This window comes from Croceibacterium xixiisoli, from assembly GCF_009827305.1.
Lineage (GTDB): Bacteria > Pseudomonadota > Alphaproteobacteria > Sphingomonadales > Sphingomonadaceae > Croceibacterium_C > Croceibacterium_C xixiisoli.
Map to the genome: position 1 here is coordinate 1275051 of NZ_WTYJ01000001.1, position 25718 is coordinate 1300768.

General features: G+C 63.7%; 21 protein-coding genes. 12 read left to right on the forward strand and 9 right to left on the reverse strand.

Features of this window, described 5'->3' with window-relative positions:
• Positions 1 to 12: 12 nt before the first annotated feature.
• The 6 genes from GRI97_RS06095 (at position 13) to GRI97_RS06120 (ending at position 7994) form a co-directional block, all read left to right on the forward strand.
• Positions 13 to 1293, forward strand: a complete 1281-nt coding sequence (locus tag GRI97_RS06095) for a hypothetical protein (RefSeq protein ID WP_161390183.1) — start codon at positions 13 to 15, stop codon at positions 1291 to 1293.
• Positions 1290 to 2303 carry an NAD-dependent epimerase/dehydratase family protein gene (locus GRI97_RS06100; RefSeq protein ID WP_161390184.1) on the forward strand — a complete coding sequence of 338 codons (1014 nt, stop codon included), beginning with the start codon at positions 1290 to 1292 and terminating at the stop codon, positions 2301 to 2303. Before GRI97_RS06095 ends, GRI97_RS06100 begins: the two co-directional genes overlap by 4 nt.
• Positions 2300 to 4123, forward strand: a complete 1824-nt coding sequence (locus GRI97_RS06105; protein ID WP_161390185.1) for a thiamine pyrophosphate-binding protein — start codon at positions 2300 to 2302, stop codon at positions 4121 to 4123. Before GRI97_RS06100 ends, GRI97_RS06105 begins: the two co-directional genes overlap by 4 nt.
• Positions 4120 to 4572, forward strand: a complete 453-nt coding sequence (locus GRI97_RS06110; RefSeq protein ID WP_161390186.1) for a GtrA family protein — start codon at positions 4120 to 4122, stop codon at positions 4570 to 4572. Before GRI97_RS06105 ends, GRI97_RS06110 begins: the two co-directional genes overlap by 4 nt.
• Complete coding sequence (locus GRI97_RS06115) at positions 4569 to 5477, forward strand: class I SAM-dependent methyltransferase (RefSeq protein WP_161390187.1); 909 nt, start codon at positions 4569 to 4571, stop codon at positions 5475 to 5477. Before GRI97_RS06110 ends, GRI97_RS06115 begins: the two co-directional genes overlap by 4 nt.
• Before the next feature lie 204 nt (positions 5478 to 5681).
• Positions 5682 to 7994: a TonB-dependent receptor gene (locus GRI97_RS06120; protein ID WP_235917623.1), complete on the forward strand. Its 2313-nt coding sequence runs from the start codon at positions 5682 to 5684 to the stop codon at positions 7992 to 7994.
• 73 nt (positions 7995 to 8067) lie between these two features.
• Here GRI97_RS06120 and GRI97_RS06125 read toward each other — a convergent pair whose 3' ends face one another.
• The 4 genes from GRI97_RS06125 to asd form a co-directional block, all read right to left on the reverse strand.
• Positions 8068 to 8928 carry an outer membrane protein gene (locus GRI97_RS06125; protein WP_161390189.1) on the reverse strand — a complete coding sequence of 287 codons (861 nt, stop codon included), beginning with the start codon at positions 8926 to 8928 and terminating at the stop codon, positions 8068 to 8070.
• A 232-nt stretch (positions 8929 to 9160) separates the two neighbouring features.
• On the reverse strand, positions 9161 to 11944 hold the full coding sequence (locus GRI97_RS06130) for a bifunctional aconitate hydratase 2/2-methylisocitrate dehydratase (RefSeq protein WP_161390190.1): 2784 nt from the start codon (positions 11942 to 11944) through the stop codon (positions 9161 to 9163).
• A gap of 380 nt (positions 11945 to 12324) precedes the next feature.
• Entirely contained in the window at positions 12325 to 12777 is a 453-nt protein-coding gene (locus GRI97_RS06135; protein ID WP_161390191.1) for a tRNA (cytidine(34)-2'-O)-methyltransferase, read from the reverse strand.
• A 4-nt stretch (positions 12778 to 12781) separates the two neighbouring features.
• Positions 12782 to 13714: an archaetidylserine decarboxylase gene (gene asd / locus GRI97_RS06140; protein WP_235917624.1), complete on the reverse strand. Its 933-nt coding sequence runs from the start codon at positions 13712 to 13714 to the stop codon at positions 12782 to 12784.
• A 110-nt stretch (positions 13715 to 13824) separates the two neighbouring features.
• Between asd and GRI97_RS06145 the strand changes: the two genes are divergently transcribed.
• Together GRI97_RS06145 and GRI97_RS06150 are read left to right on the forward strand one after the other, a co-directional pair.
• Positions 13825 to 14826 (forward strand): YihY/virulence factor BrkB family protein, encoded by a 1002-nt coding sequence (locus GRI97_RS06145; RefSeq protein WP_161390192.1) that lies wholly within the window; start codon positions 13825 to 13827, stop codon positions 14824 to 14826.
• On the forward strand, positions 14823 to 15263 hold the full coding sequence (locus GRI97_RS06150) for a hypothetical protein (RefSeq protein ID WP_161390193.1): 441 nt from the start codon (positions 14823 to 14825) through the stop codon (positions 15261 to 15263). The genes GRI97_RS06145 and GRI97_RS06150 overlap by 4 nt, the downstream gene beginning before the upstream one ends.
• A gap of 532 nt (positions 15264 to 15795) precedes the next feature.
• Here the strand turns inward: GRI97_RS06150 and rfbG are convergent.
• Positions 15796 to 16944, reverse strand: a complete 1149-nt coding sequence (gene rfbG, locus GRI97_RS06155) for a CDP-glucose 4,6-dehydratase (protein ID WP_328598502.1) — start codon at positions 16942 to 16944, stop codon at positions 15796 to 15798.
• The gene (gene rfbF / locus GRI97_RS06160; protein WP_161390194.1) at positions 16908 to 17681 is read right to left on the reverse strand and encodes a glucose-1-phosphate cytidylyltransferase; all 774 of its coding nucleotides are present in this window, start codon (positions 17679 to 17681) and stop codon (positions 16908 to 16910) included. Before rfbF ends, rfbG begins: the two co-directional genes overlap by 37 nt.
• On the opposite strand from rfbF, the gene GRI97_RS06165 reads away from it, so the two are divergent.
• Together GRI97_RS06165 and GRI97_RS06170 are read left to right on the forward strand one after the other, a co-directional pair.
• Positions 17680 to 19380, forward strand: coding sequence for an ArnT family glycosyltransferase (locus GRI97_RS06165; RefSeq protein ID WP_161390195.1), 1701 nt, complete (start codon positions 17680 to 17682; stop codon positions 19378 to 19380). The genes rfbF and GRI97_RS06165 overlap by 2 nt on opposite strands.
• Before the next feature lie 56 nt (positions 19381 to 19436).
• Positions 19437 to 20048, forward strand: a complete 612-nt coding sequence (locus GRI97_RS06170) for a hypothetical protein (RefSeq protein WP_161390196.1) — start codon at positions 19437 to 19439, stop codon at positions 20046 to 20048.
• 19 nt (positions 20049 to 20067) lie between these two features.
• Here the strand turns inward: GRI97_RS06170 and GRI97_RS06175 are convergent, their stop codons facing one another.
• Positions 20068 to 20691 (reverse strand): glutathione S-transferase family protein, encoded by a 624-nt coding sequence (locus GRI97_RS06175; protein ID WP_161390197.1) that lies wholly within the window; start codon positions 20689 to 20691, stop codon positions 20068 to 20070.
• Between the two features lie 285 nt (positions 20692 to 20976).
• Here GRI97_RS06175 and GRI97_RS06180 point away from each other — a divergent pair, with 285 nt between their 5' ends.
• The gene (locus GRI97_RS06180; protein ID WP_202392592.1) at positions 20977 to 23139 is read left to right on the forward strand and encodes a TonB-dependent receptor; all 2163 of its coding nucleotides are present in this window, start codon (positions 20977 to 20979) and stop codon (positions 23137 to 23139) included.
• 70 nt (positions 23140 to 23209) lie between these two features.
• On the opposite strand, the gene GRI97_RS06185 is transcribed toward GRI97_RS06180, so the two are convergent.
• Positions 23210 to 23656: a YaiI/YqxD family protein gene (locus GRI97_RS06185; protein ID WP_161390198.1), complete on the reverse strand. Its 447-nt coding sequence runs from the start codon at positions 23654 to 23656 to the stop codon at positions 23210 to 23212.
• A 242-nt stretch (positions 23657 to 23898) separates the two neighbouring features.
• Here GRI97_RS06185 and GRI97_RS06190 point away from each other — a divergent pair, with 242 nt between their 5' ends.
• On the forward strand, positions 23899 to 25260 hold the full coding sequence (locus GRI97_RS06190; protein ID WP_161390199.1) for an alginate export family protein: 1362 nt from the start codon (positions 23899 to 23901) through the stop codon (positions 25258 to 25260).
• A gap of 32 nt (positions 25261 to 25292) precedes the next feature.
• Here GRI97_RS06190 and GRI97_RS06195 read toward each other — a convergent pair whose 3' ends face one another.
• Complete coding sequence (locus GRI97_RS06195; protein WP_161390200.1) at positions 25293 to 25718, reverse strand: MarR family winged helix-turn-helix transcriptional regulator; 426 nt, start codon at positions 25716 to 25718, stop codon at positions 25293 to 25295.

Sequence of the window (25718 nt, forward strand, 5' to 3'; positions counted from 1 at the left end):
TTGCGGCCGGGAATGCTGCCCGAAATGCTGTTGGCCGCCGCCGTGCTGGCCAGCCTGGCCTGGACCGTGTCGTTCTTCATCACGAAGGGCTATCTGCCGTCGCCCTTCGTGTTCGACACCAATGACACTTTCATGGATTGGTTCAACACCGCCTATTGGGCCAACAATCCCGGCGCCTATGATGTCTGGCGCACGATCTACCCGCCGCTTTCCTTCGTCTTCCTCGACATGTTCAGCCTGCAGGGCTGCTATCTCGATTCCCCCTTCCATGCGCGCGATTGCGACTGGCTGGGGCGGGCGACGATCTACAGCTTCTATGTGATCGATGTGGTGCTGATCTGGCTCACCCTGCGCCGGGTCGATCGCGCCACCGCTCCCATGCGCACGATCGCCCTGGGACTGGGCCTGCCGCTGCTGTTCACGCTGGAACGCGGCAATCTGATCGTGGTCGGTTTCGCCTGTTTCGTGCTGGCGCATGGGCCGCTGCTGCAATCGCGCTGGCTGCGCGCGCTGGCGGGCGCGGCGACGATCAATTTCAAACCCTATCTGGTGCTGCCGATGCTGGCCGATGCGGTGAAGCGCGACTGGCGCCCGCTCGAAATCGCCGGCATCGCCACGATCCTGCTCTACCTCCTCACGCTGGCGCTGGTGGGCGCAGGCACGCCGGGGGAAATCGTGTCCAACACCGCCAATTGGGTGGTGTTCCAGAGCGGGCAGGTCTGGAACGAGATCAACTATTCCACCAGCTACGCTCCGCTGATGCTGGTGGAAAAGGCGCCGATCCCGCTGCTCCAGTTCGTGTCTTCGGAAACGGTCGACACCATCATCCTGCTGGCATCCAGCGTCATCCGCTCGACCCAGGTGATCGCGCTGATCGCGCTGCTGGCCGCCTGGGTTCAGCCTGGCGCGGTTACCCGCGAACGGGTCGCGGCGCTGCTGCTGGGCGCCTATCTCGTCACCCAGTCGCCCGGGGGCTATACCCAGACCTTCCTGCTGTTCCTGGTGTTTCTGGAACCCTGGCGCCGGCTCGGCCCGATCCTGGCGATCATTTGTGCCTATCTGCTGTGCCTGGTCGGCGATTGGTCGATCTCGACCGTGCTGGAACTGTCCACCCCGTCATGGCTCAGCGGCCGCCCGGTGGAACCGGCTTTCGGCCTGACCATGGGCCATTTCCTGCGCCCCGGCATCATCGCTTTGCTGGTCTGGGGCCTGTCGGTCGACACCATCTTCCAGAGCCTGCGCGCCCATCGCGGCCATCGCCCGGTTCTGGGCCTCAAGGGAGCACAAGCATGATCCTGCAACAGGATCTCGACGCGGTTCACACCAGCCTCGCGCCGCTCTGGCCCCGGCTGGATGGCGCGCGCATTTTCATGACCGGCGGCACCGGCTTCATCGGTCGCTGGATGCTGGAAGCGCTGGCCCGCGCCGATGCCGATGTGGATGTCGTGGTGCTCAGCCGCGATCCGGACGCCTTTGCCGCGCGCGCGCCGCATCTGGCGGCTCGTTTCACCCTGTTGCACGGCGATGTGCTGGGCTTCGATCCCCCGCCGGGGCGCTTCACCCATGTGATCCATGCCGCCACCGATGCCAGCGCCGCGCTGAATGCGCAGGATCCGCGCCGCATGTTCGACACCATCGTCACCGGCACGCGCCGCGCGCTGGATCTGGCGCAGGACCGTGGGGCAGGGCGCTTCCTGTTCCTGAGTTCGGGTGCGGTCTATGGCATTCAGCCGCCGGAGATCAGCCATGTCGGGGAAGACTGGCATGGCGGGCCCGATCCGCTCGATCCGCGTTCTGCTTATGGGGAGGGGAAGCGCGCCGCCGAAATGCTCTGCGCCATCTATGGCAAGCAGTTCGGCCTTGATGTGGTCGGCGCGCGCATCTTCGCTCTGCTCGGGCCGCTGCTGTCGCTCGACATCCATTTCGCCGCCGGCAATTTCATCCGCGATGCCATGGCCGGCCGCACGATCCGCATCGAAAGCGCGGGCCAGGCGCAGCGATCCTATCTCTATATCGCCGATCTCACCGTCTGGCTGTGGACGCTGCTGATCGCCGGCGCGCCGGGCACAACCTACAATATGGGCTCGGAAGAGGCGGTCTCGATCGCCGATCTCGCCCGCCGCACCGCCGCGCTGCTCGGCGCGCCCGATGTCGAAGTGCTCGGGCGGCCCGATCCGGGCTGGAACCCGGGCCGCTATGTCCCCTCTACCGCGCGTATCCGGCAGGATCTGGGCCTCTCGCTCACTGTCGATCTGGATCAGGCGATCCGCCGCACCGCGCTTCACAACGGATGGAATCCATGAATCTCGTCAAGCTTTCGGATTGGGTCGCCAACACGCTGGTGCAGCACGGCATCGAAGATGTCTTCATGCTCACCGGCGGCGGGGCCATGCACCTCAACCATTCGCTGGGCACCCATGCGGCGCTGACGACCACCTTCACCCATCATGAGCAGGCGCTGGCCATGGCGGCGGAGGCTTATTACCGCCTCACCAACCGTCTGGCGGTGGTCAATGTCACCTCCGGTCCGGGCGGCACCAATGCCATCACCGGCGTTTATGGCGCCTATGTCGATTCCATCGGCATGCTGGTGATTTCCGGCCAGGTGAAGATCGAAACCACGGTCCGCGCCACCGGCCTGCCGCTGCGCCAGATGGGTGATCAGGAACTCGATATCGAAGAACTGGTCCGCCCGGTCACCAAATATGCGGTGATGGTCACCGATCCCCGATCGATCCGCTACCATCTGGAAAAGGCGATCTATCTGGCGACCAGCGGCCGGCCCGGCCCGGTGTGGCTCGATATTCCGCTCGATGTGCAGGCGGCCAAGATCGATCCCGATGATCTGCTGCCCGGTTTCGACCCGGCGGAGCTGGATGAACCCTGGGCCGCGACCGATCTTGCCACTGCGGCCGAAGATATCCTGGCTCGCATCGCTGCGGCCGAACGGCCGGTCATCCTGGCCGGGGGCGGGGTGCGCCTGTCCGGCGCGCATGCGCAATTCCTGCAGCTGATCGAAAAGCTTGGCGTGCCGGTCGTCACCGGCTGGAACGCGCATGATGTGCTTTGGAACGATCACCCGCTCTATTGCGGGCGCCCGGGCACGGTCGGCGATCGCGGCGGCAATATGGTCACGCAAAGCGCGGATCTGCTGGTCATCCTGGGCAGCCGGCTCAACATCCGCCAGGTCAGCTACAATTGGAAAAGCTTCGCCCGTGAAGCCTACAAGATCTGGGTCGATGTCGATCCGGTCGAACTGGCCAAGCCCACCGTCACGCCGGATATGCCGGTGGTGGCCGATCTGGCCGATCTGATCCCGCAATTGCTGGCCAGCCCCTATGCCGGGCCCACGCAAACCCATGCCGAATGGCTGGGCTGGTCGCGCGAACGGGTGGCCAATTTCCCCACCGTCCTGCCCGAATACCGCGGACACGGGCCCAATATTCACCCCTATGTCGCGATGGACGAATTGTTCGGCCAGCTCGATGGCGATGACGTGGTCGTCACCGGCAATGGCAGCGCCTGCGTGGTCAGCTTCCAGACCGCCCATCTGCATGATGGGCAGCGGCTGTGGACCAATTCCGGCTGTGCCACCATGGGTTATGATCTGCCCGCCGCAATCGGCGTCTGGGCCGCCACCAAGGGGCAGAAGCGGATCATCGCCATTGCGGGCGACGGCAGTATCATGATGAACTTGCAGGAAATGCAGACCATCGCCGGTTATGGCATGCCGGTGAAGGTGTTCCTGATCAACAACAGCGGTTATGTCTCGATCTTCCAGACCCATCGCAATTTCTTCAACGGGGTGGAAGTCGGCGGCGGGCCGAAGAGCAATGTCACCTTCCCGCAGTTCGGCCGTTTGGCGGAGGCGTTCGGGTTCCGCTATTTTCGCGCGGAATCGCACAATGATCTGCCCGGCACGATTGCCCAGGCGCTGGCCGCCGATGGCCCTGTGCTGTGCGAACTGATGATCGATGAACATGTCGGCTTCGCACCCAAACTGGGGGCGAAGGCGCATCCCGATGGGCGCATCACCTCGCCCGCGCTCGAAGATCTGTCCCCCTTCCTGCCGCGCGATGTGCTGGCGGCGAACATGCGTATTCCCCTGATGGAGGAATCATGATCGCCCGGTCGATCGTTCAGAAGATCAACCGGACGATCGGGGGCGATCGGCGCCCGCTGCGCTTCATCGCGGCGGGGGCGGCCAACACCGTGTTCGGCCTCGGCATCTATCCATTGCTGCTGTGGTCCGTGCCGCTGTTGCACACGCATTATCTGGTCGCGCTCGGCATCGCCCAGGCGGTCAGCCTGTGCTTCGCCTTCGCCACCTACAAGCTTGGGGTGTTCCGGACGCGCGGCAATATCCTGCGCGAATTCGGCACTTTCGCCAGTTTCTATCTCGTCAATTACGCCGCCAATTGGGTGGCCCTGCCGTTGCTGGTGGAGGTGGGCGGGGCCCAGCCGGTCATCGCGCAGCTGGGCTTCGCCTTCGTGCTGATCGTCACCAGCTGGTTCTGGCACAGCAAGGTGACCTTTCGCAGCGCCGGCGCCACCGCTGGGAGTGAACCATGAATGCCTTTCTCCACCGTTCCTGCCCGGCCTGCGGCGAACAGGGCGCCCCGCCGGAAATGCGCGCGGGCAAGATGGCCGAAGCCATGGAACTGGGCGCGCTGCGGTCCTTCTGGGCCGGGCTGTTCAAGGAAAAATGCTTCTTCACCTATCACCGCTGCCAGACCTGCGAACTGCTCTACAATCCGGTGTTCTTCACCCAGGATCAGCTGGTCGAACTCTATTCGCAGATGGCCCCGAACATGGACATGGTCAGTGACGAGGCGATCATCGCCACCCAGCGCGGCTATTACCAGCGTGTCCTGCGCCAGCATGGCGGCCAGTCGGGCGGCTATCTCGAAATCGGGCCCGATGTCGGCCACATCGTCTATGAAGCGGCGGCACGCGGCACCTTCGATCATTTCTATCTGTTCGAACCCAATCGCGCGATCCACGGTCGGCTGCGCGCGGCGGCCAGCGGCTGGCCGGTCACGCTGTCTGCCGGGATGAAGGATCTGTCCATGGTGCCCGATGGCTCGGTCGGCATGGCGGTGATGGTCCATGTGCTCGATCATCTGCTCGATCCGCTGGCCATGCTTATCCAGATCCGCGCGAAGCTGCGCCCGGGCGGCTCGCTGATGATCGTCACCCACAACGAAGGATCGCTGCTGCGCCGGGTGATGGGCGAACGCTGGCCGCCCTTCTGCCTCCAGCATCCCGAACTCTACCGCCCGCAAACCATCGCCTCATTGCTGACGCGGGCCGGTTTTCACAATGTGGTGGTCGAACGCAGCCGCAATGTCTTCCCGCTCGATTTCCTCGCCAAACAGGCGGTCTGGGCGGCGGGGCTGCAGGTGAAGAACGTGCCGCTGCCATCGATCCCGATCGGGCTCAAGCTGGGCAATATCCTCACCCTGGCGCGCGGCTGACGCAATCCGGATAGTGGCAGAATGGCAACATTTCTGCTAGAAACATTCATTCATGTTTCTGTCTTTTTCCAGCAACGAAAGCGTCATCAGCGCATGAAATAGGCGCGCCCCTGACGAAAGTCGGTGCCGCGAACACGACGTTCGCGGCGTTTTGCTGCCAGGGGGCTTATGTTTCAGAAATCCGTATCCGTTTCCCTTTTCGCATTGGCCGTCGCCACGGGCTTTGCCAGCCCGGCGCTCGCGCAAGACGCTGCAGCGGGAATTGCGGATAATACCGACGCCAATCAGATCGTCGTGATCGGCAGCGGGCAGACCCGCTCGGTCTCGACGCTGTTGCCGTCCAACCTCGATGTGTTGCCGCCGGGCACCAGCGCGCAGAAGGCGCTGAACTTCCTGCCGGGCGTCAGCGCGCAATCGATCGACGCGCTGGGCGTGAACGAAAAATCGATGTCGCTGCAGGTGCGCGGCTTCAACACCACCCATCTGGGCTACACGCTGGACGGCGTGCCGCTGGGTGACGGGGCCTATAACAATTATAACGGCCTTTCGATCAGCCGCGCGCTGATTTCCGAAAACCTCGGCCGCGCCGAACTGGCAACGGGCATCGCCGGTCTGGCCATTCCTTCCACCAGCAATCTGGGCGGGGCGGTCACCTATTTCTCCAGCGATCCGCGCCGTGACATGGGCCTGTCGGTCAATGGCACGCTGGGCAGCGAAAATGCCAAGCGCGTCTATGCCCGCTTCGACACCGGCAACCACGGCGGCTTCTCGGCCTATCTGTCGGGCCAGTACCATCGTTATGATCTGTTCGTGGATCAGGATGCCTATAATGAATCCACCGGCAAGCAGCTCAATGCCAAGCTGATGTATGAATTCACCGGCGGCACGATCACCGCCTTTGCCGATATCTCGCGCACCAATCAGGCGAGCGACGCCTATATCTCCAAGGATATGCTCGATCGCCTTGGCTGGGATCAGGGTGGTTATGCGCCCGACTGGCAGGGCTATGTCGATCGCGCCTATTGCTCGGTCACCGGCCCGACCGCGCCGACCAAATGCGTGCAGCCCGTCTCGCCCGAAACGCTGTCGGACGTTACCTTCACCAATGGCCAGATCCTGCGCAGCGACAATCTCTATTACCTGGCTGGCGATTTCGACATCACCCGTTCGATCGGCCTGCGCGTGCAGGGCTATCACCACAAGAACAAGGGCGCCGGCAACAACTGGATCATGGGCTGGTCGAAACAGGATACGGCCGACACCTCCGACGATGTGCCCGTCCGCATCCGTGACACCCGCTACACCATCGATCGCAGCGGCATCCTGGCCAGTGTCGATTGGGAAGCCGGCTTCAACCATCTGCAGGCCGGTGCCTGGTTCGAAGACAACACCAGCAGCGCGGCGCGTTATATCTGGACCAACGTGAAGGGCCCCTTCAGCCTGGCCCAATATCTCGAAGGGCAGCCGGATCTGGCCCAATGGGTGCAGGAAACCCATTGGAAGACCTGGCAGTTCTATATCCAGGACACGGTGAAGCTGTTCGATGATGCGCTGACCATCGATTTCGGGTTCAAGAGCACCTATTCCCGCTCCGATGCCCGCGCGATCGACGGCATCGCCAAGGCCGCCCCGCCAGCCTCCAGCCAGTTCGCCAGCGGCACCTTGGTGGCGAAGGACAATTTCCTTCCCGAACTGGGCATCCATTGGGATGTTGCACCGGGCCACGAACTCTATGCCAGCTATGCCGAAAACATGGCCATGTTCCAGGGCGGCTTCAAGCTCGGGCCGCAGTCCGTGTCACAGGCGGTGTGGGATCTTCAGGGCCACCATCTGAAGCCGGAAACCTCGCGCAGCTTCGAAGGCGGCTATCGCTATGTCAGCGGCCCGCTGCAGATCTCGCTGGCGGCCTACAACACCAATTTCGATGATCGCCTGCTGCAGTACAATCCGTGCCCGACCAATCAGCAGCAGAATCCGGGCTGCGGCAATTCCTTCCACAATGCCGGTGGCATCACCAGCCGCGGCGTGGAACTGGGCGTGCTGTGGAAACCGGCACCCTGGGTCAGCTGGTACAACTCCGCATCCTACAATGATTCCACCTATGACGAGAATCTGAACTGGTGCACCGGCGCCACCTGCGTGATCAAGCAGACCGCCGGCAAGCAGCAGGTCGATACCCCGCGTGAAATGTTCGCCAGCATGCTGACGCTGACCGAAGGCGGCTTCTCCGGATCCTTGATGGGGAAATATACCGGCAAGCGGTATTACACCTACACCAATGACCAGAGCTTCGGCGGCTATGTCACGCTCGATCTGGGGCTGGGCTACAGCTTCGGTGACATGGGTCCGATGAAGGGCGCCAAGCTGTCGCTCAACGTCACCAATCTGACCAACCATCGCTATGCGACCAATTTCGACAGCAGCGTGTTCGCGCCCGATGATGCCAATGGCACCATCGCCGTGTTCCACGCATCGGCCCCGCGCCAGGTGTTCGGATCGCTGAGCTTCGGTTTCTAAGCTCTTGCAAAACAAATGGGCGGCTCCTTGCGGAGCCGCCCACCCGTGCGACCGTCAGCCGGATCAGTGGGGGTCAGAATTTGTAGCTGACGGATGCACGAACCGAATGGAAATCGAACCGCTTGTCCTGCGGGCGCATATTCGTGCCGTCGGATACCAGGCGGAACGGATTGGTCGGCGGGGCGGTGCCCGGGCCGACCGCTACGAAATATTTGTGATCATTGTAGCGGTTGTAGAGATATTCGACGCCGAGCGAAATCTTGTCGGTCAGCATCATCTCGCCGCCGCCGCCGGCCTGCCAGCCCCAGACGCGTTCGCCATCATTCATCTGGGTGAAGCTGTTGGCGGAATTGTTGATCGTCCAGAAATCATGGTTGATCCGCGCGATGCTGGCGCCACCGGTGGCGTAGAACAGCGAACGGCCATCCGGGGTGTAACCGGCGCGCAGACGGCCGGAGAACGCATGATCGAGCTGGCGATCGAAATTGTAGGCCGCCGGGGTGGTGGAATAACCGGCCGATCCATCGCGTGAACGGTTGGCGCTGGCTTCCAGCACGGCACCGACCACGAAGCTTTCGCTCACCCGGGCGTCCCAGCCGACCCGCGCACCGAATTCCACGCCGTTCTTGTCGTCGCGGCAACCGCCGGCCGGGGTGTTGGTCAGCGCGATGCCGCCGCAGAAGCCGGGGTTGAAGGCGTTGGTGTTGGGTGCCGCCGGGGGGGAGGAGAGGAAGACGGTATCGTCATACCGCCCGGTGCGGTCGGTGTCGAATTCCAGCCGACCATCGCCGCTGCCGGCCTTGATGCCGTAACCGACGAATACGGACGCATAGGGTCCATCGAAATTGGTGCTGCTGTCCTGCGCCATCACCGGCGAGGAAACGGCGACGGCAGTACCGACCAGGGCGGCCGATAGGAAATTGCGCTTGGACATCAACACTCCTGCATTTCGGGTCACGGCGAAGCAGCCGTCGCAGGGGGTAACCCTGACGGGAGGATAGGTTTCCGTAACGAACTGTTTCTGACAAATTGGTGTGATTTTATTGTCACATTTGCAGAGGGGCCGCCCGTTTTATTGCGCACCAAAGAAAAAGGGCGGCGCAAGCTTCCGCCCGCGTCGCCCTTTTTTATCCGCGCTGCCACCCATCAGGCGGCAGGCAGATCCGTCAGAAATGCACCGAGCGGGCACCGACCGTCTGCGGCGGGGCGAACTTGGTCAGTTCCACGCCAGCCACGGCATTCTTGTATTCTTCGCTGCTCGGCGTGCGGCCCAGAATGGCGGACAGCACCACCACCGGCGTCGATGCCAGCAGCGATTCACCCTTCTTGTCGGTGGCATCTTCCACCACGCGGCCCTGGAACAGGCGGGTCGAGGTGGCGAGCACGGTGTCGCCCTTCTCGGCCTTTTCCTGATTGCCCATGCAGAGGTTGCAGCCCGGGCGTTCCAGATAGAGAATGTTCTCATATTCGGTGCGGTTGGTCGTCTTGGGCAGTAGATCGTCGAACTCGAAGCCCGAATATTTCTGCAGGATTTCCCAATCGCCTTCGGCCTTCAACTCATCGATGATGTTGTAGGTCGGGGCGGCCACCACCAGCGGCGCCTTGAATTCCACCGTGCCCTGGGCCTTTTCGATGTTCTTCAGCATCTGCGCCACGATCTTCATGTCGCCCTTGTGCACCATGCACGATCCGACGAAGCCGAGATCGACCTTCTTGGTGCCGCCGTAATAGGAAACCGGGCGGATGGTGTCGTGGGTGTAGCGCTTGGACACATCGGGGTTGTTGACGTCCGGATCGGCGATCATCGGTTCGTCGATCAGGTCCAGGTCCACCACCACTTCGGCGAAATACTTGGCATTGGCATCGGGGGCCAGCGCCGGCTTTTCGCCCGAACGGATCTCGGCGATGCGGGCATCGGCCTTGGCGATCAGTCCGCGCAGCGTGCCGGCGTTATTTTCCATGCCCTTTTCGATCATGATCTGGATGCGCGACTTGGCGATTTCCAGCGATTCAATCAGGGTTTCGTCCTGCGAAATGCAGATCGAAGCCTTGGCCTTCATTTCGGCCGTCCAGTCGGTGAAGGTGAAGGCCTGGTCCGCCAGCAGCGTCCCGATATGCACTTCGATGATGCGGCCCTGGAACACGTTGTCGCCGCACTGCTGCAGCATCTGTGCCTGGGTGGCATGCACCACGTCGCGGAAATCCATATGCGGCTGCATCGCGCCCTTGAAGGTCACCTTCACGGACTGCGGGATCGGCATGGTCGCCTCGCCGGTGGCCAGCGCCAGCGCCACGGTGCCCGAATCCGCGCCGAAGGCCACGCCCTTGGACATGCGGGTGTGGCTGTCGCCGCCGATGATGATCGCCCAGTCATCCACGGTGATGTCGTTCAACACCTTGTGGATCACGTCGGTCATCGAATGATACACGCCCTGCGGGTCGCGCGCGGTGATCAGGCCGAAATTGTGCATGAAGGACATCAGCTTGGGAATGTTTTCCTGCGCCTTCTTGTCCCACACCGATGCCGTGTGGCAGCCGGACTGATAGGCGCCATCGACCAGCGGCGAAATGACGGTGGCCGCCATCGCTTCCAGTTCCTGCGCGGTCATCAGGCCGGTGGTGTCCTGCGAACCGACGATGTTCACCTTCACGCGCACGTCCGATCCGGCGTGCAGCACCTTGCCCGGCGTCACGCCCACGGCATTGCGGTTGAAGATCTTTTCCACCGCGGTCAGGCCCTGGCCTTCCACGCTGATTTCCTTGTTCGGCGCATAGACCGGGGTCGGCTCGACCCCCAGCGTCTGTGCGGCGAAGGTCTGCAGCTTCTTGCCGAAGACGATGGCATAGGAACTGCCCGCCTTCATGAATTCCATCTTCTGCGGGCTGAAGGCGCTGGCGATATCGACCAGTTCCTTGCCCGCGTCATCGCGCAGCTTCTTGCCCTTGACGTCGATCTTCAGCACCGTGCCGGTCTCGACCGAAAACAGCTGTTCCAGCACCGGATTGCCGTCATTGTTGATGATCGGCTTGCCGTCTTCACCGATCTTCTTGGCCCAGTTGTTCAGATTGATGCCGATGCCGCCGGTCACGTCCACGGTCGTGCCGAAAATCGGCGAAATGCCATTGGTGCCAGCCACGACCGGGGCATAATTGACGAAGGGAACATAGGGGCTGGACTGCTTGCCGGTCCACAGCGCCACATTGTTCACGCCGGACATGCGCGAAGAACCCACGCCCATCGTGCCCTTTTCGGCGATCATCATCACCCGCTTGCCCGGGTGTTGCGCTTTCAGCGCCACGATCTGCTGCTGACCCTGCGGCGAAATCATGCACTGGCCGTGCAGTTCGCGGTCGGATCGGGAATGCGCCTGATTGCCGGGGGAAAGCAGATCGGTGGAAATATCGCCTTCGCCGGCGATGAAGGTCACGACCTCGATCTCGTCCTCGACATCGGGCAGCTTGGTGAAAAATTCCGCCTTGGCATAGCTTTCCAGCACATCCTTGGCGATGCCATTGCCGGCCTCATAGGCTTCGCGCAGGCGGAACATGTCCGCATCATACAGGAACACCTGGGTCTTGAGCACGTCGGCCGCCTGCGCGGCGGTGACGGAATCGTCACCCAGGGCGATGTCCAGCAGCACCCGGATCGACGGGCCGCCCTTCATGTGCATCAGCAGTTCCAGCGCGAAGGCCGGGGTGATTTCCTCGACCGTGGTTTCGCCCAGCACGATGCGCTTGAGATAGGCTGCCTTCACCGCCGCCGCACTGGTCGTGCCGGGCAGGGTGTTGTAAATGAAGAACTTCAGGGCATCGGCGCGATAGGGGCTGCCGGTGTCTTCGATCAAGGCCAGAATTTCTTCGATCAGCCGGCCGTCATCGATCGGCTTGGGGGCGAGCCCCTGGGTTTTTCTGATATCGATTTCGGCCAGATAATCCTGATAGACGCTCATCGGAATCCCAAAGTCTGAAGTGCACGGAGTTGCCACCAACCGGCGTTATCAACCGACCTCGGGCCTGATGGCGCCCCGGTACGCCAAGCGCGCGCGACTGGCAAGATGCCGCATTGCGGCGATATAGCATTCACGGGCCCTGTGGCTGCGCGGCCACGGCGCGAATGAATATTTGATAATTGAAAATATGAAAAAGTTCATCGCAAAATTAAGTGGCATTTGGCAAAGATAACAGGGGTAAGAACTGTCCGCTTAACCATGCTCAATATTGCGCGAATTTCATTATAATGCACTGAATTTGCAAATAATTATCGCATCAATTTTTCATGATCGCGGATGTCGGCACGCTCTTCGCTTGCAGCATGCCGCAAAAACCCCCGCTATTCCGGCATCCCGCCCGTCTGGCGCAGCGCTTCGCCCAGCGCCAGCGCGGCCGATGTGGCCAGATTCATCGATCGCACCTGCGGCCGCATCGGAATCCGCAGCCGCGCATCGCAGCTCTCGGCGATTGCGGCGGGAATTCCCGCACTCTCCTTGCCGAACAGCAGCACATCGTCGGGCCGGAAGGCAAAGCCATAGGGCGATTGCTGGGTCTTGGTGGTGAACAGCACCAGCCGGCTGGTGCCAATGGTGGCGCGGAAGGCGGCGAAATCGGCGTGGCGGGTCACGCTGACATGATCGATATAATCCATCGCCGTACGGCGCACGCGGCGATCATCCCATGCAAACCCCATCGGCTCGATCAGATCCACCGCCGCGCCCAGGCACGCGCCCAACCGCATCACCGCGCCGACATTGCCGGCAATCTCGGGCTCGAACAGCGCGATCCGCATCGGCTCAGTTCGCGCCAGAGGGGAGGGGGGTGTGGACGGGGGCGGGGGCGGGCGAGTTGCCCATCATCTCGCCCAGCCGCACGCCACGCTCGGGCGCCCATGCGGAGTTGAAGCGGATGGTGTCCTGCTGGAACAGCATCACCACTGTCGATCCGAGCAGGAACCGCCCCATCTCCTCGCCCTTTTTCAGCACCAGATCCTGATCATGATAGCGCCATTCGGAAATCCGCCCGGTGCGGCGCGCATTGATCACGCCATGCCATGGCGTCGCCATGCTGCCCACGATCGTCGCGCCCACCAGCACCATCACGAAGGGGCCGTGCTCGGCATTGTCGAACACGCAGACCACGCGTTCATTGCGGGCGAACAGGCCCGGCACCCCGCGCGCCGTCACCGGGTTCACGGAAAACAGCGCGCCCGGCACATGGATCATCCGCGTCAGCCGCCCGTCGCAGGGCATGTGCAGCCGGTGGTAATCCTTGGGGGACAGATACAGATTGGCAAAGCTGCCATGGCGGAACTGCGCCGCCAGCGCCGCATCGCCGCCCACCAGCTGGGTGGTGGTAAACCGGTGCCCCTTGGCCTGCAGGATGTGATGATCGTCGATTGCGCCGAACTGGCTGATCGCGCCATCCACCGGGCACACGAAATCGGCATCGGCCAGCGGCCGCACGCCGGGCTTCAGCGGGCGGGTGAAGAATTCGTTGAAGGTGGGGTAGCTGGCGATATCAGGATCGGCCGCCTCGGCCATGTTCACCCCGTATCGGCCCACGAACCAGCGGATAAGCCGCGTCGTCATCGCCCCGCCGCGTGCGCCGGCCACCCGCCCGGCCAGCCGGGTCAGCCCCTGTTTGGGCAGGGCATATTGCAGCAGAACCTTGGCGCGATCGGACATGGAAACCCTCGATTGGGGGCCGAAGCGAAACGGCCCGGCCATGATACTTCTCCATGATGGCTGCGGTCGCATCAGGCAAGTTGTGCCGGCCCCGATTTTCGGAACCCATCGCGGACCAGCTGGTTCGCCCTTTGCAAAAGGGAGCCTTATCGATGCCGAACGACCCAGCCGGGGCCACACCAAAATCAGCACCAAAATCCGTACCAGGTGCTACGGCAATCAACCCGCTGGCCATCCCGCTGGCCGGCTGGAGACAGATCCTGATCCGCGCCTGGACGGAATCGGGGAAGGACAACATCAGCCTCATCGCCTCGGGCGTCGCCTTCTGCGCCATTCTGGCCATGGTGCCCACGCTCGGCGCGATCGTGCTGACCTACGGCATCGTCGCCACGCCCGAAACCGTCTCCGCCAACATCGCCTCGCTCACCGCGATGATGCCCGATGATGCCGCCCGGCTGATCGGGGAACAGCTGGCCAATGTGGTCACCTCGTCCGACGGCAAGAAGGGTCTGGGCCTGATCGTCGCGCTCGGCATTGCGCTCTATGGCGTGATGAAGGGCGCCTCGGCCATCATCACCGCCATGAACATCGCCTATGATGAAGATGAAACGCGCGGCTTCGTCCGTCTCAACCTGCTGGCGCTGGCGATCGCGGCGGGCAGCGTGGTCCTCGCCATTCTGGTCATGCTGGCCATCACCACCATGGCCAGCCTGGAAAGCCTGCTCCCGGCCGCACCGGCCTTCGTCACCTTTCTGGGCAAGCTGATTTCCTACGCGCTGGTCGGCACCGTCGGCGCGGCCATGGCCGCCACCGTCTATCGCTACGGCCCGGACCGGGCCCATGCGAAATGGAAATGGCTCAGCCCCGGCTCGGTCTTCACCTCGCTTGCCTGGCTGATCATCACCTTCGGCTTCGGCATCTATGTCGCCAATTTCGGCAACTACGATGCCACCTATGGCTCGCTGGGTGCCGCGATGGTGATGCTGACCTGGCTCTATCTGTCTGCCTATGCGCTGCTGCTGGGGGCGGAAATCAACTGCGAACTCGAACGCCAGACCGCGCGCGACACCACCACCGGCGCCGAGCAACCGATGGGCCAGCGCGGTGCCTACGCCGCCGACACCCTGGCCGCCCCGGCGGAGGCGCAGGCATGATCCGCAAGCTTTCCCTGTTCGCCCCGCTCCTGCTTGCCGCCTGCAACAGCCAGCCGGCCGAACAGTCTGAAGCGCCGCTGCCCACGGCATTGCCCACGCCCACACCCACGCCCACCCCTGCCGCCGCTGCACCCGAAACCCCCGACACCGCCGGATCGACCCGGCGCAATTGTCATCTGGCGGTCGATGGCACAGTCCATGTCGATGGCCCCTGCCTGGTCTTCCCGATGGGGCCGGACCAGTACACGCTCAACACCTGGGATCAGGGCAAACCGGCCCGTTCCCACTTCGCCATGGTCACCACCGACGCCAGCGGCACCACAACCGCCAGCTGGAACGCCGACCCCAACGACACCCGCGCCGGTGATCCGCTCGGCACGGTGACGAAGGATGGCGACTGCTGGGTCAACACCCGCGCCAGGATCTGCGCAAGGTAGCTGTTCCACATCTCACACCCTCACCGTCATGCCGGACTTGATCCGGCATCCATGTGGCCTCCGCCTCAGCTCTGGCAAAGGCTTGGTCTGGTAGCGTTCAGGGGGCAGCGTTGTGCCTTGGCTGCATCATCCGTGCAGGACGAGGAATGGATGCCGGATCAAGTCCGGCATGACGAAAGGGGAATGTCTCAACCAAAACACGATCAGGCGGGGAACCTGCTTCCCCAACCAAACCCTTCCCGCTTGCGAGAGGGGCAGCAAGACTTGGCCTGCGCAGCAGGCATAGTCGCAGCGGGGTGGGCAAAAAGCGCCAACCCCAAACCTCACTCCCGGACCCGCAGGGTCCGCAAGGCCGACCGGCCGCCCGCAGCGCCGCAGGCGCGAGGATAGCCAAGCGGCCCGGATGGGCCGCGCCGGCGCCTGAGGTTAAACTAAAAAAGCCCGCAAGGCCGACCGGCCGCCCGCAGCGCCGCAGGCGCGAGGATAGCCAAGCGGCCTGGATAGGTCGCGCCGGCGCCTGAGGCCAAAAAACCTAAGCCGCCTTCCGCACCGGCGCGCCAGCCGCCGCCACATAAGCCTCGATCTGCCCCAACGTCACCGCACGCGCATCCTCACCTGCAGCCACCGCCTTGTGCCAGGCCACGATCCATTCCAGCGCGCGGTCCAGCGTCAGGGCGGGTTGCCAGCCCAGCGCGGCGCGGGCCTTGGAGCTGTCCAGCCGCAGCAGCCCGGCCTCATGCGGGCGGGGGCCGGTGTCGAGCCGGGTTTCCGGCAGATCGCTGCCGCCACCGCTCCAGGCGGCGCGCATCCGTTCCACCATCCAGCCCACGGGGCGAGCGTCCTCGTCGGACGGGCCGAAATTCCACGCATCGGCAAAGCTGCGGTCCCCGGCCAGCAGCCGTTCGGCAATCGCCAGATAACCGCCCAGCGCCTCCAGCACATGCTGCCACGGGCGCACCGCCTCGGGGGATCGGATCAGCGGCGGCGTGCCCGCTTCGAAGGCGCGGACCAGATCGGGGATCAGCCGATCCTGCGACCAGTCGCCTCCGCCGATCACATTGCCCGCCCGCACCGTGGCGAGCGCCGGGCCGTCAGCCTCGAAATAGGAACTGCGCCATGCTGCGGCGGCCAGTTCGGCGCAGCCCTTGCTGCTGCTGTAGGGGTCGTGCCCGCCCATCGGGTCGTTTTCGCGATAGGGCCAGATCCATTCGCGATTGGCATAGCATTTGTCGCTGGTAACGCACACGATCCCGGCCACCTGGCCGTTCTGCCGCGCGGCTTCCAGCACATGCACCGTGCCCATCACATTGGTGGCATAGGTTTCCACCGGCTCGGCATAGGACAACCGCACCAGGGGCTGGGCCGCCAGGTGGAATATCAGTTCGGGCCGGGCCCGTTCCACCACCGCACGCACCGCCGCATAATCGCGCACATCGCCTTCGACATGGTCGATCAACCCGCCGATCCGCGCCGCATCGAACAGGCTCGGTGTGGTGGAGGGGGGCAGGGCAAAACCGGTTACTTCGGCGCCCAGCTGTTGCAGCCACAGGCTCAGCCAGCTGCCCTTGAAACCCGTCTGCCCGGTCACGAGCACGCGACGGCCCCGGAACGCGGTCTGCATGGCGGCGCTCATCGCAGCCTGGCTCACCAGCGCTTCCACGGGGCGTTGCCGCTCTTCCACAGATCTTCCAGATACAGCTTGTCGCGCAGCGTATCCATCGGCTGCCAGAACCCGTCATGCCGATATCCGGCCAGCTCGCCGCCATGGGCCAGGCTTTCCAGCGGCCCCTGTTCCCAGGTCGTTTCCGGCCCGTCGATCAGGTCCAGCACCGATGGCGATGCCACGAAGAACCCGCCATTGATCTGCCCGCCGTCGCCATTGGGTTTCTCGCGGAAATCGGTCACCTTTTGCCCATCGAATTCCAGCGCCCCGAACCGGCCTGGCGGGGTTACCGAGGTGATCGTCGCGCGCAGGCCATGGTCCTTGTGGAACCGCACCAGATCGCCAATGTCGATATCCGCCACCCCGTCGCCATAGGTGAAGCAGAACGGTTCATCGGGGTCGAGATAGGGGCGGATCGCCGCCAGCCGCCCGCCGGTCATGGTGTTGGGGCCGGTTTCCACCAGCGAGATCCGCCAGGGCTCGCTGCGGGCATGGTGGACTTCCATGCCATTGCCATTGCGCAAATCGATCGTGACGTCGGATGTGTGGAGGAAGTAGTTGGCGAAGAACTCCTTGATCATATAGCCCTTGTAACCAAGGCAGATCACGAAATCGTGGAATCCGGCCGCCGAATAGATCTTCATGATGTGCCACAGGATCGGCATCCCGCCGATTTCCACCATGGGCTTGGGCCGGACGGATGTTTCTTCGCCCAGTCGCGTACCGAGACCGCCAGCCAGGATTACGGTTTTCATGATCACTCCACGTCATGCATTCGACGACATGACGGACCCGATCTCCCCAGCCCGTAACACCCGCCGCTCCATTTGGGGCGCAAGGGTCGCTTTGCTGCTCATTCTGGCGGGGGCGGCGGCCATTCGCGTGCATGGCGCCGCCTTCGGCCTGCCCGATCTGAACGACGCGGATGAGCCGCTGTTCATGATGACCGCCTTCGACATGCTGCGCGGCCCGACGCTCAATCCCGGCTGGTTCGGCCATCCGGCCACCATCACCTTCTACTGCATCGGGCTGGTTTCGCTGCTGGTCGGCGGGCTGGGCATCGCCACCGGCCGCTTTGCCGATGTCGATGGCTTCGCCAGCGCGGTCTATGCCGATCCGGCGATCCTGTTCCTGCCCGCGCGGCTGTTTTTCGTCGCCTGCGGGGTCATCTGCGTGTGGCAGGTCTATCGCCTGGGGCGCAAGATCGGCGGCCCGGATGATGTGCGCGGGCGCATGCTGGGCCTGCTGGCGGCGGCGCTGCTGGCGGTGAACGCGGTCCATATCGAATACTCGCAGCTGATCCGCACCGATGTGCAGGCCAGCGTCTTCATGCTCGCGGTGACGCTGTGTTCGTGGAACATCTTCCGCCACGGCCGGCTGCGCGATTGCCTGTTTGCCGGCATTTTCCTGGGGCTGGGCATCGCCACCAAATGGCCCACCGCGATCATGGCGCTCAGCCCGCTGGCGGCCATCGCCTGGCTCGGCTGGTGCGCGCGGGATCGCGCCTGGGCGCTGCGATCGGCCGTCGCCTTCGCCACGGCGGCGATCGTCAGCCTGCTGATAGCCTCGCCCTTCCTGCTGCTCGATTATGCCACCGTCATGGAAAATCTGGCGGGGGAGGCGCGCAAGGCGCATCCCGGCGCCACCGGCAGCGGGTTCTTCGGCAATATCGCCTGGTATGTCTCCGGGCCATTGCTCCGTTCCTTCGGCCTGGTCGGGCTGGCGCTGGCCGGGCTGGGCGTGGCGGGCCTGCTGCTGCGCCGTCGCGATGTCGCCATCGCCGTCGCCCCGGGCTTCATCGCGATGTTCATCGTGCTCTGCGCCGGGGCGCTGGTGTGGGAACGCTGGACCGTCCCGATCCTGCCCTTTCTGGCGCTCGCCGCCGCCTGGGCAATCTGCACCGCGCTGGACTGGCTGCGCGCGCGTTTCCGCCGCCGCCTGCCCGGGCTCGAACTCGCCGTGCTGGCCCTGGTCGCGATTCCCATGGGCCAGTCCGCCATGGCCGGCCAGGCCGAACGGCTGAACGACACGCGCCAGGCCGCCGCCCAATGGATCCGCGACAAGGCCCCGCCGGGCAGCGTCGTGCTGGTCGAACATGCCGCGCTCGGCCTCATTGGCGAAGGCTGGGACATCCGCTTCCCGCTCGGCACCGCCGGCTGCATCAATGCCGGTGACGCACTGACCGGCCGGATCAAATACAATGAGGTGGAAGACAAACGCGCCGGCCGCCCGGTGGTAGATATCGGCAATCTCCCGCCCGAGGTTCTGCCCGGATGCCGCGTCGATTACGCCATCTTCACCCATTATGACGGGTACACTGGCCAGGCCGTCTTCGCCAAGGAAGCGGGCATCTACCGCTCGCTGGCAGCCGGCGGTCGCGAAGTCGCCGTGTTCCGCCCCCAACCCGGCGTGCGCGGCGGCCCGGTCACGCGGATCGTGCAGCTGGCCCGCTGATCCGGCGGCCCATCACGGCGGTTTCCCTCTGGTCGGCGTCATGGCAGAATGCCCGCATGCCACGCCGCCCAGCCGGCGGGCAGGGGGATGCACACATGATCAAATGGCTGTTATCCGCTGCCGCTGTCCTGCTCGCCCAGCCGGCTCTGCTTGCGGCGCAGGACTGTACGGTCGAACGCGCGCGCTATGTGCTGCGCGTGCCGGATGAAGAGGACCAGTGGCAGCTGGCCTTCATTCCCGCGCGGCATATGGCCAGCCCGGCATCCGATCTCTATCTGCGGCTGACCACGCCGCAGCGGCGATACTGGTTCACCCTCAGCGTGTCGCAGGGGTATGGCGGCATCGCCGTGCTGCCGGTCGGTGAACCGGTCGCGGGCAGTGATCCGCGCGATCTGGCCGGATCCGATGGGCCGGGGCAGGGCATCGATCCCGAAATCCTGGCCACCCTGCGCCTTCTCGCCTTTGATCGCGAACTCCATGTCGCCAATGATCCGCCGCGTGCCGGCGATCCGGCGCCGCATGCGATCATGCTCCCCGAACTCGGGCAGACGCTCTGGTACAGCCCCGGCGCCCTGACCGAAGATCCCGCAGCAGAACGCGATCCGATGCCGCGCGGGCTGTTCCGCCTCGCCGGTTGCGGCGCAGCAGAGGCGGCGGTGGGCGAATAGTGGCGGTGCGCCCCTCTATTCACGCATAGGCATATTCGCCCCCGGCCTGCAGCGCCCGCTGATAGGCCAGGCGGGCGTGGATCTTTGCCAGCCACGCCATGGTGAGCGGCCGGCTGTGATCCAGCCCGCCGCGATGGGTGGCGGCTTCCAGCGGGAAGCTCATCATGATGTCGGCGGCGGTCATCTCCTCCCCGGCAAACCAGGGCCGCCGCGCCAGTTCGCTTTCGACATAATCGAGATGCACATCGATCATGGGCTGGATGCGCTTGATCGCCAGCCGCCCCATGATCGGCACCCGGCTCAGCACCAGCTTCAGCAGCAACGGCGGCATCAGCGATGCTTCGGCATAATGCAGGAACTGGCGATAAAGCAGCTGCGCCGACCCATCGGCCGGGGCGCCCAGCCGGCCGCCTGTCTTGGCCACCAGATATTCCACGATCGCGCCGCTTTCGATCAGGATCAGCCCGTCATCCTCCAGCACCGGCGATTTGCCCAGCGGGTGCAATTGCCGCAGCGTCGGCGGCGCCAGCATGGTCTGCGGATCGCGCTCATAGCGGCGGACTTCATAGGGCAGACCCAGTTCCTCCAGCAGCCACAGGATGCGCTGCGATCGGGAATTGTTGAGGTGATGAACGCGAATCATGTAACGCCTCCGTGATGTGCATTGGACGCGGCCAAGGCCGGATCAGGCTGCCTCCGGGCGGGCGCAGGCCTTGTAACGCCCGGTGTAACAGCGATGAAACCGTTATTAACTTAAACGATTTGCAATCCTCCTGTCTGGCGGCGGCGCCTGCTTCGTCGGGCATGCCCGGGGCAGGGCGCGGATGGATCAGCGGGAAACCCATGGCCGGAATCGGTAGGGCAATAATCCTCGCACCCGACGCGCCGCCCCTCGGGCAGCTGTTCTTTTGAGGGTTTCGGGGAAATCATGTTCCATCACGCCAAAGTTCTTTCCAGCACATCCTTGTTCGTTCTCGCTCTGGCTCAGGGCTCGGTCGCCTTCGCGCAGGACACGGATGAAGACAGCATCATCGTCATCGGTCAGGGCGCCTCCCCCTTGCTGGAAGAAAGCGCCACCGGCAGCCGGCTGGGCATCAGCCCGATGGAAACCCCGGCGGCGATCAACGTGCTCGATGGCGAAGCGATCCGCGCGCGCGGCGATTTCGGTTTCATCGACGCGGTCACCCGCGCGCCCGGTGTCAGCTCCTCGGCCACGCCCGGCAATGGCGGCACCGCGCTGGTCGTGCGCGGCTTTTCGGGTCAGGGCTCGGTCACCCAACTGTATAATGGCGTGCGGCTGATCCCGAACAATTCCTCGATCACTTTCCCATTCGACACCTGGAACATCGATCGGATTGAAGTGCTGAATGGCCCGGCCTCGGTGCTGTATGGTCAGGGTTCGCTGGGTGGTGTGGTCAATGTGGTGCCCAAATCGGCCAATTTCGAACGGCTCGAATTCCAGGGGCAGGCCGGTTACGGCAGCTTCGATACGCTGCATCTGGCCGGCGGCGTCAGCGGCCCGGTGGCCGAAGGGCTGGCCGTGCGCGCCGATGCCAGCTTCCGCCAGTCGGATGGCTATGTCGAACGCGGCAATTCGGAAAGCCTCGCCCTCTCGGCGGCGATCGAATACCGCCCGTCGGACCGTTTCTCCGCCAGCCTGCGCCATGATTTCGGCCATGATCAGCCGATGCGTTACAACGGCACGCCGCTGGCCGATGGCACCCGGCTGGACACTTCGATCCGCCACAAGAATTACGACGTTGCCGACAGCGTTATGGACTACAAGGATCACCGCACCCAGCTGAGCATCGAATGGACTCCGCTGGATGATGTGAAATTTGCCAGCTCATCTTTCCTGTTTGATTCTCTGCGCCGCTGGGAAACGCTGGAATCCTATTCCTGGAACACCACCACCGATCTGGTCAGCCGCACAGCCAACACCGGCATCGTGCATGACGTGCTGCAATGGGGCAATCAGACCAGCCTGTCCTACAAGCATCAGTTTGGCGGCGGGGTGAACAACCAGCTGCTGGTCGGCGTGGATTACAACGAACTGAAGCTGAAATATTCACACAATTTCGATGATGTCGTGAACGACACGGTCGATCCCTATGATTTCGATCCGGGCAGCTTCCTCAACACCGTGGGCATCGAACCGCGTAACCGCACCCACACCGCGATCTATGCCGCCTTCCTCGAAAACCGCCTCGAACTGGGTGAAAAGCTCTCGATCATCGCTGGGCTGCGCTATGAAAGCGATCGGGTCGGCCGCTGGAACTATGTCTATGATGCAGCCGGTGAAACCATCATCGGTGAAGCGCCGGCGCTCAATGGCGGCACGGCCTCGCACAAGACCTTCCGCGATCTGACCTGGCGCGTCGGCACGGTCTATCAGCCGACGCCCAATCTCTCCTTCTACGCGCAATATGCCACCGGGGTCGATCCGGTCGGCAATCTGACCAGCTTCAGCGGCAGCAGCGCCCAATATGGCTTCTCCAACGCCTCCGGCCATCAGGTCGAAGCCGGGGTGAAGTCGGTGTTCCTGGAAGGGCGCGGATCGGCCACGCTGGCGGTCTATCGCCTGGCCAAGAACGATCTCACCATCCAGCGCAGCCCGCTCCTCCCGCTCGAACAGATCGGCAAGCAGTCATCGCAGGGGATAGAGGCCAGTGTGTCGCTGCAACTGCCCGCCGGCTTTGCGATCGAGGCCAATGGCACGGTGCTGGACGCCAATTATGATGATTTCTCGAACGAGAATCCCTTGCTGGATTACACCGGCAACACCCCGATCGACGTGCCCGAAGTCACCGGCAATGCCACGCTCACCTGGTCCCCGATTGCTCGCCTGGCCGTGAACACCAGCCTGCGCTACGTCGGTCGCCGCTACATGGATCAGGCCAACGCCAAGGAAATTCCCGACTATCTGGTGCTCGATGCCGGGGCCAGCTTCGCCATCACCGAAAATCTCGCTGTGCGGCTGCGGCTCTACAATCTCTTCGACAAGGATTACGCGCTTGCCTCCAATTACGGCCGGCAATGGATCCTGGGCCGCCCGCGCAGCGTGGACGTAGCCATCCGCGCCAGTTTCTGAATTATAGCGATTTCTAGGCAGGTGGAATCACCTGCTGACTCGGAAATCGCGGAAAACAAAAATACTTCGATCAGCGCAGCAACCGGCGCAGCGTTTCATCCAGCGCCGAAAGAAACCGGGAACGGTCCGTCTTGCTGAAAGGCGGCGGACCACCCACCACATCGCCGCCCGCCCGCAGATCGGCCATGATCGCTCGCGTGGCGATCGCGCTGCCGATCGCTGATGTGGTGAACGGCTTGCCATTGGGCGCGATCACCGCTGCGCCCAGTTTCAGGCACCGGTCGGCCAGCAATATGTCGGCCGTGATCACCACCGATCCCGGCCCGGCCTGTTCCACGATCCAGTCATCGGCCGCGTCGAAGGCATCGCTGACGATCCGGCGGGATATCAGCGCGCTGTCGGGAATGCGGATCGGGCTGTTGCTGACCACCACCACCGGCACCTTGCAGCGGGTCGCCACTTTGTAGGTTTCATCTTTAACCGGGCAGGCATCGGCATCTATCAGGATCTGGACCATGCCGCTGCCTTAGAGCGATTTCCAAGCAGGTGGAATCACCTGCTGACTCGGAAATCGCGGCAAACAAAAGAAGATAGAGCGGAGATGCGATGCAATCGGATCGCCGCTCTAGCGTCAGAACCGGGGGGCGTCGCGGTTTAGATGGGGTCGCAGTCTGGCGCATAGGCGCAGACCCCGTTGCAGGAATGGTGGTGCCTGTGCAATCGGCAGCCAGCTGTATGAACTGGTTGCATCATCCTGCAATGGCGTTGTTGATCGCTGGCGCTCCGTCGGGGGTGGCCGCGCAGCAGGTCGCGACCGGTAACGGCGCTGGCGCAGAGGCGGCGGCGCCCGCCGATGGCCTGGCGTTCAGCGGCGCCATGCGGCTGCGATATGAGGCGATCGACGGGCAGGCCCGCGCCGGGTTCAACAGCAGCGACGAACTGGTGAACCTGCGCACCAATGTGCTGGCTGAATATCGGCAGGGCAATCTGCGGGCGGGCGTTGAAATCTATGACAGCCGCGTCTGGGGCGGCAATCCGGGATCGCCAGTTTCCAGCAATGAGGTGAACGCGTTCGAACCCGTGCAGGCCTATCTGGCGGCGGATCTGCCGGGCGCACTGGGCCGGGGCACGCGGCTGCGGCTGACAGCTGGCCGGATGATGCTGAACCTCGGATCCCGCCGACTGGTGGCATCCGATGATTATCGCAACACCACCAATGGCTACACCGGTCTGCGGGCGGATATTGCCGCATCGCAGGGCTGGACGGCGGAACTGATCTACACCCTGCCGCAGTCGCGGCTGCCGGATGACGCCGCGGGCGTGGCGCAGGCGCGGGTCAGGCTGGATCGTGAAAGCTGGGACCTGGTGCTGTGGGGCGGGCGGGTGAGCAAGGGCAATGCCTGGGGCCGGGCGAGCGCGGAACTGACCTATTTCCATCTGGGCGAAAGGGACGGGGTCGGGCGGCCGACGCGCGACCGGTCGCTCGACACCTTTGGTGGGCGGATCCTGGCCGAACCGCTTGCCGGGGCATGGGATTACGAGATCGAGGCCCTGTACCAGACAGGCCAGATCAGCACCTCTCTGGCGCCGGGTGCCGCGCGGCAGGCGGTGAGCGCCGGCTTTGCGCATGTTGATGTGGGTTACAGCTTCGCCGGCGGCTGGTCGCCGCGGCTGGCCGTGGAATTCGACTATGCCAGTGGCGATGGTCCAGGTGGACGCTTCGGCCGGTTCGACACTTTGCTGGGAACCCGGCGCGTGGATCTGGCGCCTTCAGGATTGTACAATGCCATTGCTCGCACCAATCTGATGATTGCAGGCCTGCGGCTGGAGGCGGCGCCTAGCGCGCGGCTGGATGGGTTTGCCGGCTATCGGCAGATGTGGCTGGCGGCGCGGGAAGATGCCTTTTCTTCCACCAATGTGCGCGATCCATCCGGGCAATCGGGCCGTTTCGCCGGGCACCAGATGGAAGCACGGGTGCGGTACTGGGTCATTCCGGCGCGGCTGCGCTTCGAATTCGATGCTGTGCTGCTGGCCAAGGGGCGGTTCCTGCGGGACGCGCCCAATGCGCCGGCTGGCAATTGGACCCGCTATGTATCCTTCAATCTGACGGCGATGCTGTGAATTTTGGGCCCCGGATCAGCCTGCCCCCGGGGTCAGTCCAGTTGTAAAGTCGCCGCCAGCTTGTCCAGAATGCGGGCCAGCTCTGCACGTTCTGCAGCATCGAGCACGCCGAAGGTCTGTTCGATCAGTTCCCGGCGCAACGGTTCGGTCTTGTCCACCGCGTCCGCCCCTTCGGGCGTGATTCGGACCAGCTTGGCCCGGCGATCGGTCGGGTCGGCCTCTCTCTGCACCAGTCCCGATTTTTCCAGCCCGTCCACCGCCTCGGTAATCGTGCGGGGGGACTGATTGAGCAGGTCGGCAATGTCTGTGCCGCGCAAGGGACCGCGTTTGTTAAGACATAACAGCAGCTTGGTCCGGGCGAGGGAGGCCCCCTGTTCGGCCATGCGTCGGTCTGCCGTGCGCATCAGCAAGGCATAGACCTCGGCAAAGCGGGACACGAGATTTTCCAGATGGACCAT

What these genes read in the sequence shown, in the direction of transcription:
- GRI97_RS06105 (WP_161390185.1), top strand. Translation starts at nt 2,300, where the DNA reads ATGAATCTCGTCAAGCTTTCGGATTGGGTCGCCAACACGCTGGTGCAG.
- GRI97_RS06095 (WP_161390183.1), top strand. Translation starts at nt 13, where the DNA reads ATGCTGCCCGAAATGCTGTTGGCCGCCGCCGTGCTGGCCAGCCTGGCC.
- GRI97_RS06165 (WP_161390195.1), top strand. Translation starts at nt 17,680, where the DNA reads ATGATCACTCCACGTCATGCATTCGACGACATGACGGACCCGATCTCC.
- GRI97_RS06145 (WP_161390192.1), top strand. Translation starts at nt 13,825, where the DNA reads ATGCCGAACGACCCAGCCGGGGCCACACCAAAATCAGCACCAAAATCC.
- GRI97_RS06150 (WP_161390193.1), top strand. Translation starts at nt 14,823, where the DNA reads ATGATCCGCAAGCTTTCCCTGTTCGCCCCGCTCCTGCTTGCCGCCTGC.
- GRI97_RS06170 (WP_161390196.1), top strand. Translation starts at nt 19,437, where the DNA reads ATGCCACGCCGCCCAGCCGGCGGGCAGGGGGATGCACACATGATCAAA.
- GRI97_RS06100 (WP_161390184.1), top strand. Translation starts at nt 1,290, where the DNA reads ATGATCCTGCAACAGGATCTCGACGCGGTTCACACCAGCCTCGCGCCG.
- GRI97_RS06185 (WP_161390198.1), bottom strand. Translation starts at nt 23,656, where the DNA reads ATGGTCCAGATCCTGATAGATGCCGATGCCTGCCCGGTTAAAGATGAA.
- GRI97_RS06115 (WP_161390187.1), top strand. Translation starts at nt 4,569, where the DNA reads ATGAATGCCTTTCTCCACCGTTCCTGCCCGGCCTGCGGCGAACAGGGC.
- GRI97_RS06190 (WP_161390199.1), top strand. Translation starts at nt 23,899, where the DNA reads ATGGCGTTGTTGATCGCTGGCGCTCCGTCGGGGGTGGCCGCGCAGCAG.
- GRI97_RS06110 (WP_161390186.1), top strand. Translation starts at nt 4,120, where the DNA reads ATGATCGCCCGGTCGATCGTTCAGAAGATCAACCGGACGATCGGGGGC.
- asd (WP_235917624.1), bottom strand. Translation starts at nt 13,714, where the DNA reads ATGGCCGGGCCGTTTCGCTTCGGCCCCCAATCGAGGGTTTCCATGTCC.
- GRI97_RS06195 (WP_161390200.1), bottom strand. Translation starts at nt 25,718, where the DNA reads ATGGTCCATCTGGAAAATCTCGTGTCCCGCTTTGCCGAGGTCTATGCC.
- GRI97_RS06130 (WP_161390190.1), bottom strand. Translation starts at nt 11,944, where the DNA reads ATGAGCGTCTATCAGGATTATCTGGCCGAAATCGATATCAGAAAAACC.
- GRI97_RS06175 (WP_161390197.1), bottom strand. Translation starts at nt 20,691, where the DNA reads ATGATTCGCGTTCATCACCTCAACAATTCCCGATCGCAGCGCATCCTG.
- GRI97_RS06180 (WP_202392592.1), top strand. Translation starts at nt 20,977, where the DNA reads ATGTTCCATCACGCCAAAGTTCTTTCCAGCACATCCTTGTTCGTTCTC.
- GRI97_RS06125 (WP_161390189.1), bottom strand. Translation starts at nt 8,928, where the DNA reads ATGTCCAAGCGCAATTTCCTATCGGCCGCCCTGGTCGGTACTGCCGTC.
- rfbF (WP_161390194.1), bottom strand. Translation starts at nt 17,681, where the DNA reads ATGAAAACCGTAATCCTGGCTGGCGGTCTCGGTACGCGACTGGGCGAA.
- GRI97_RS06135 (WP_161390191.1), bottom strand. Translation starts at nt 12,777, where the DNA reads ATGCGGATCGCGCTGTTCGAGCCCGAGATTGCCGGCAATGTCGGCGCG.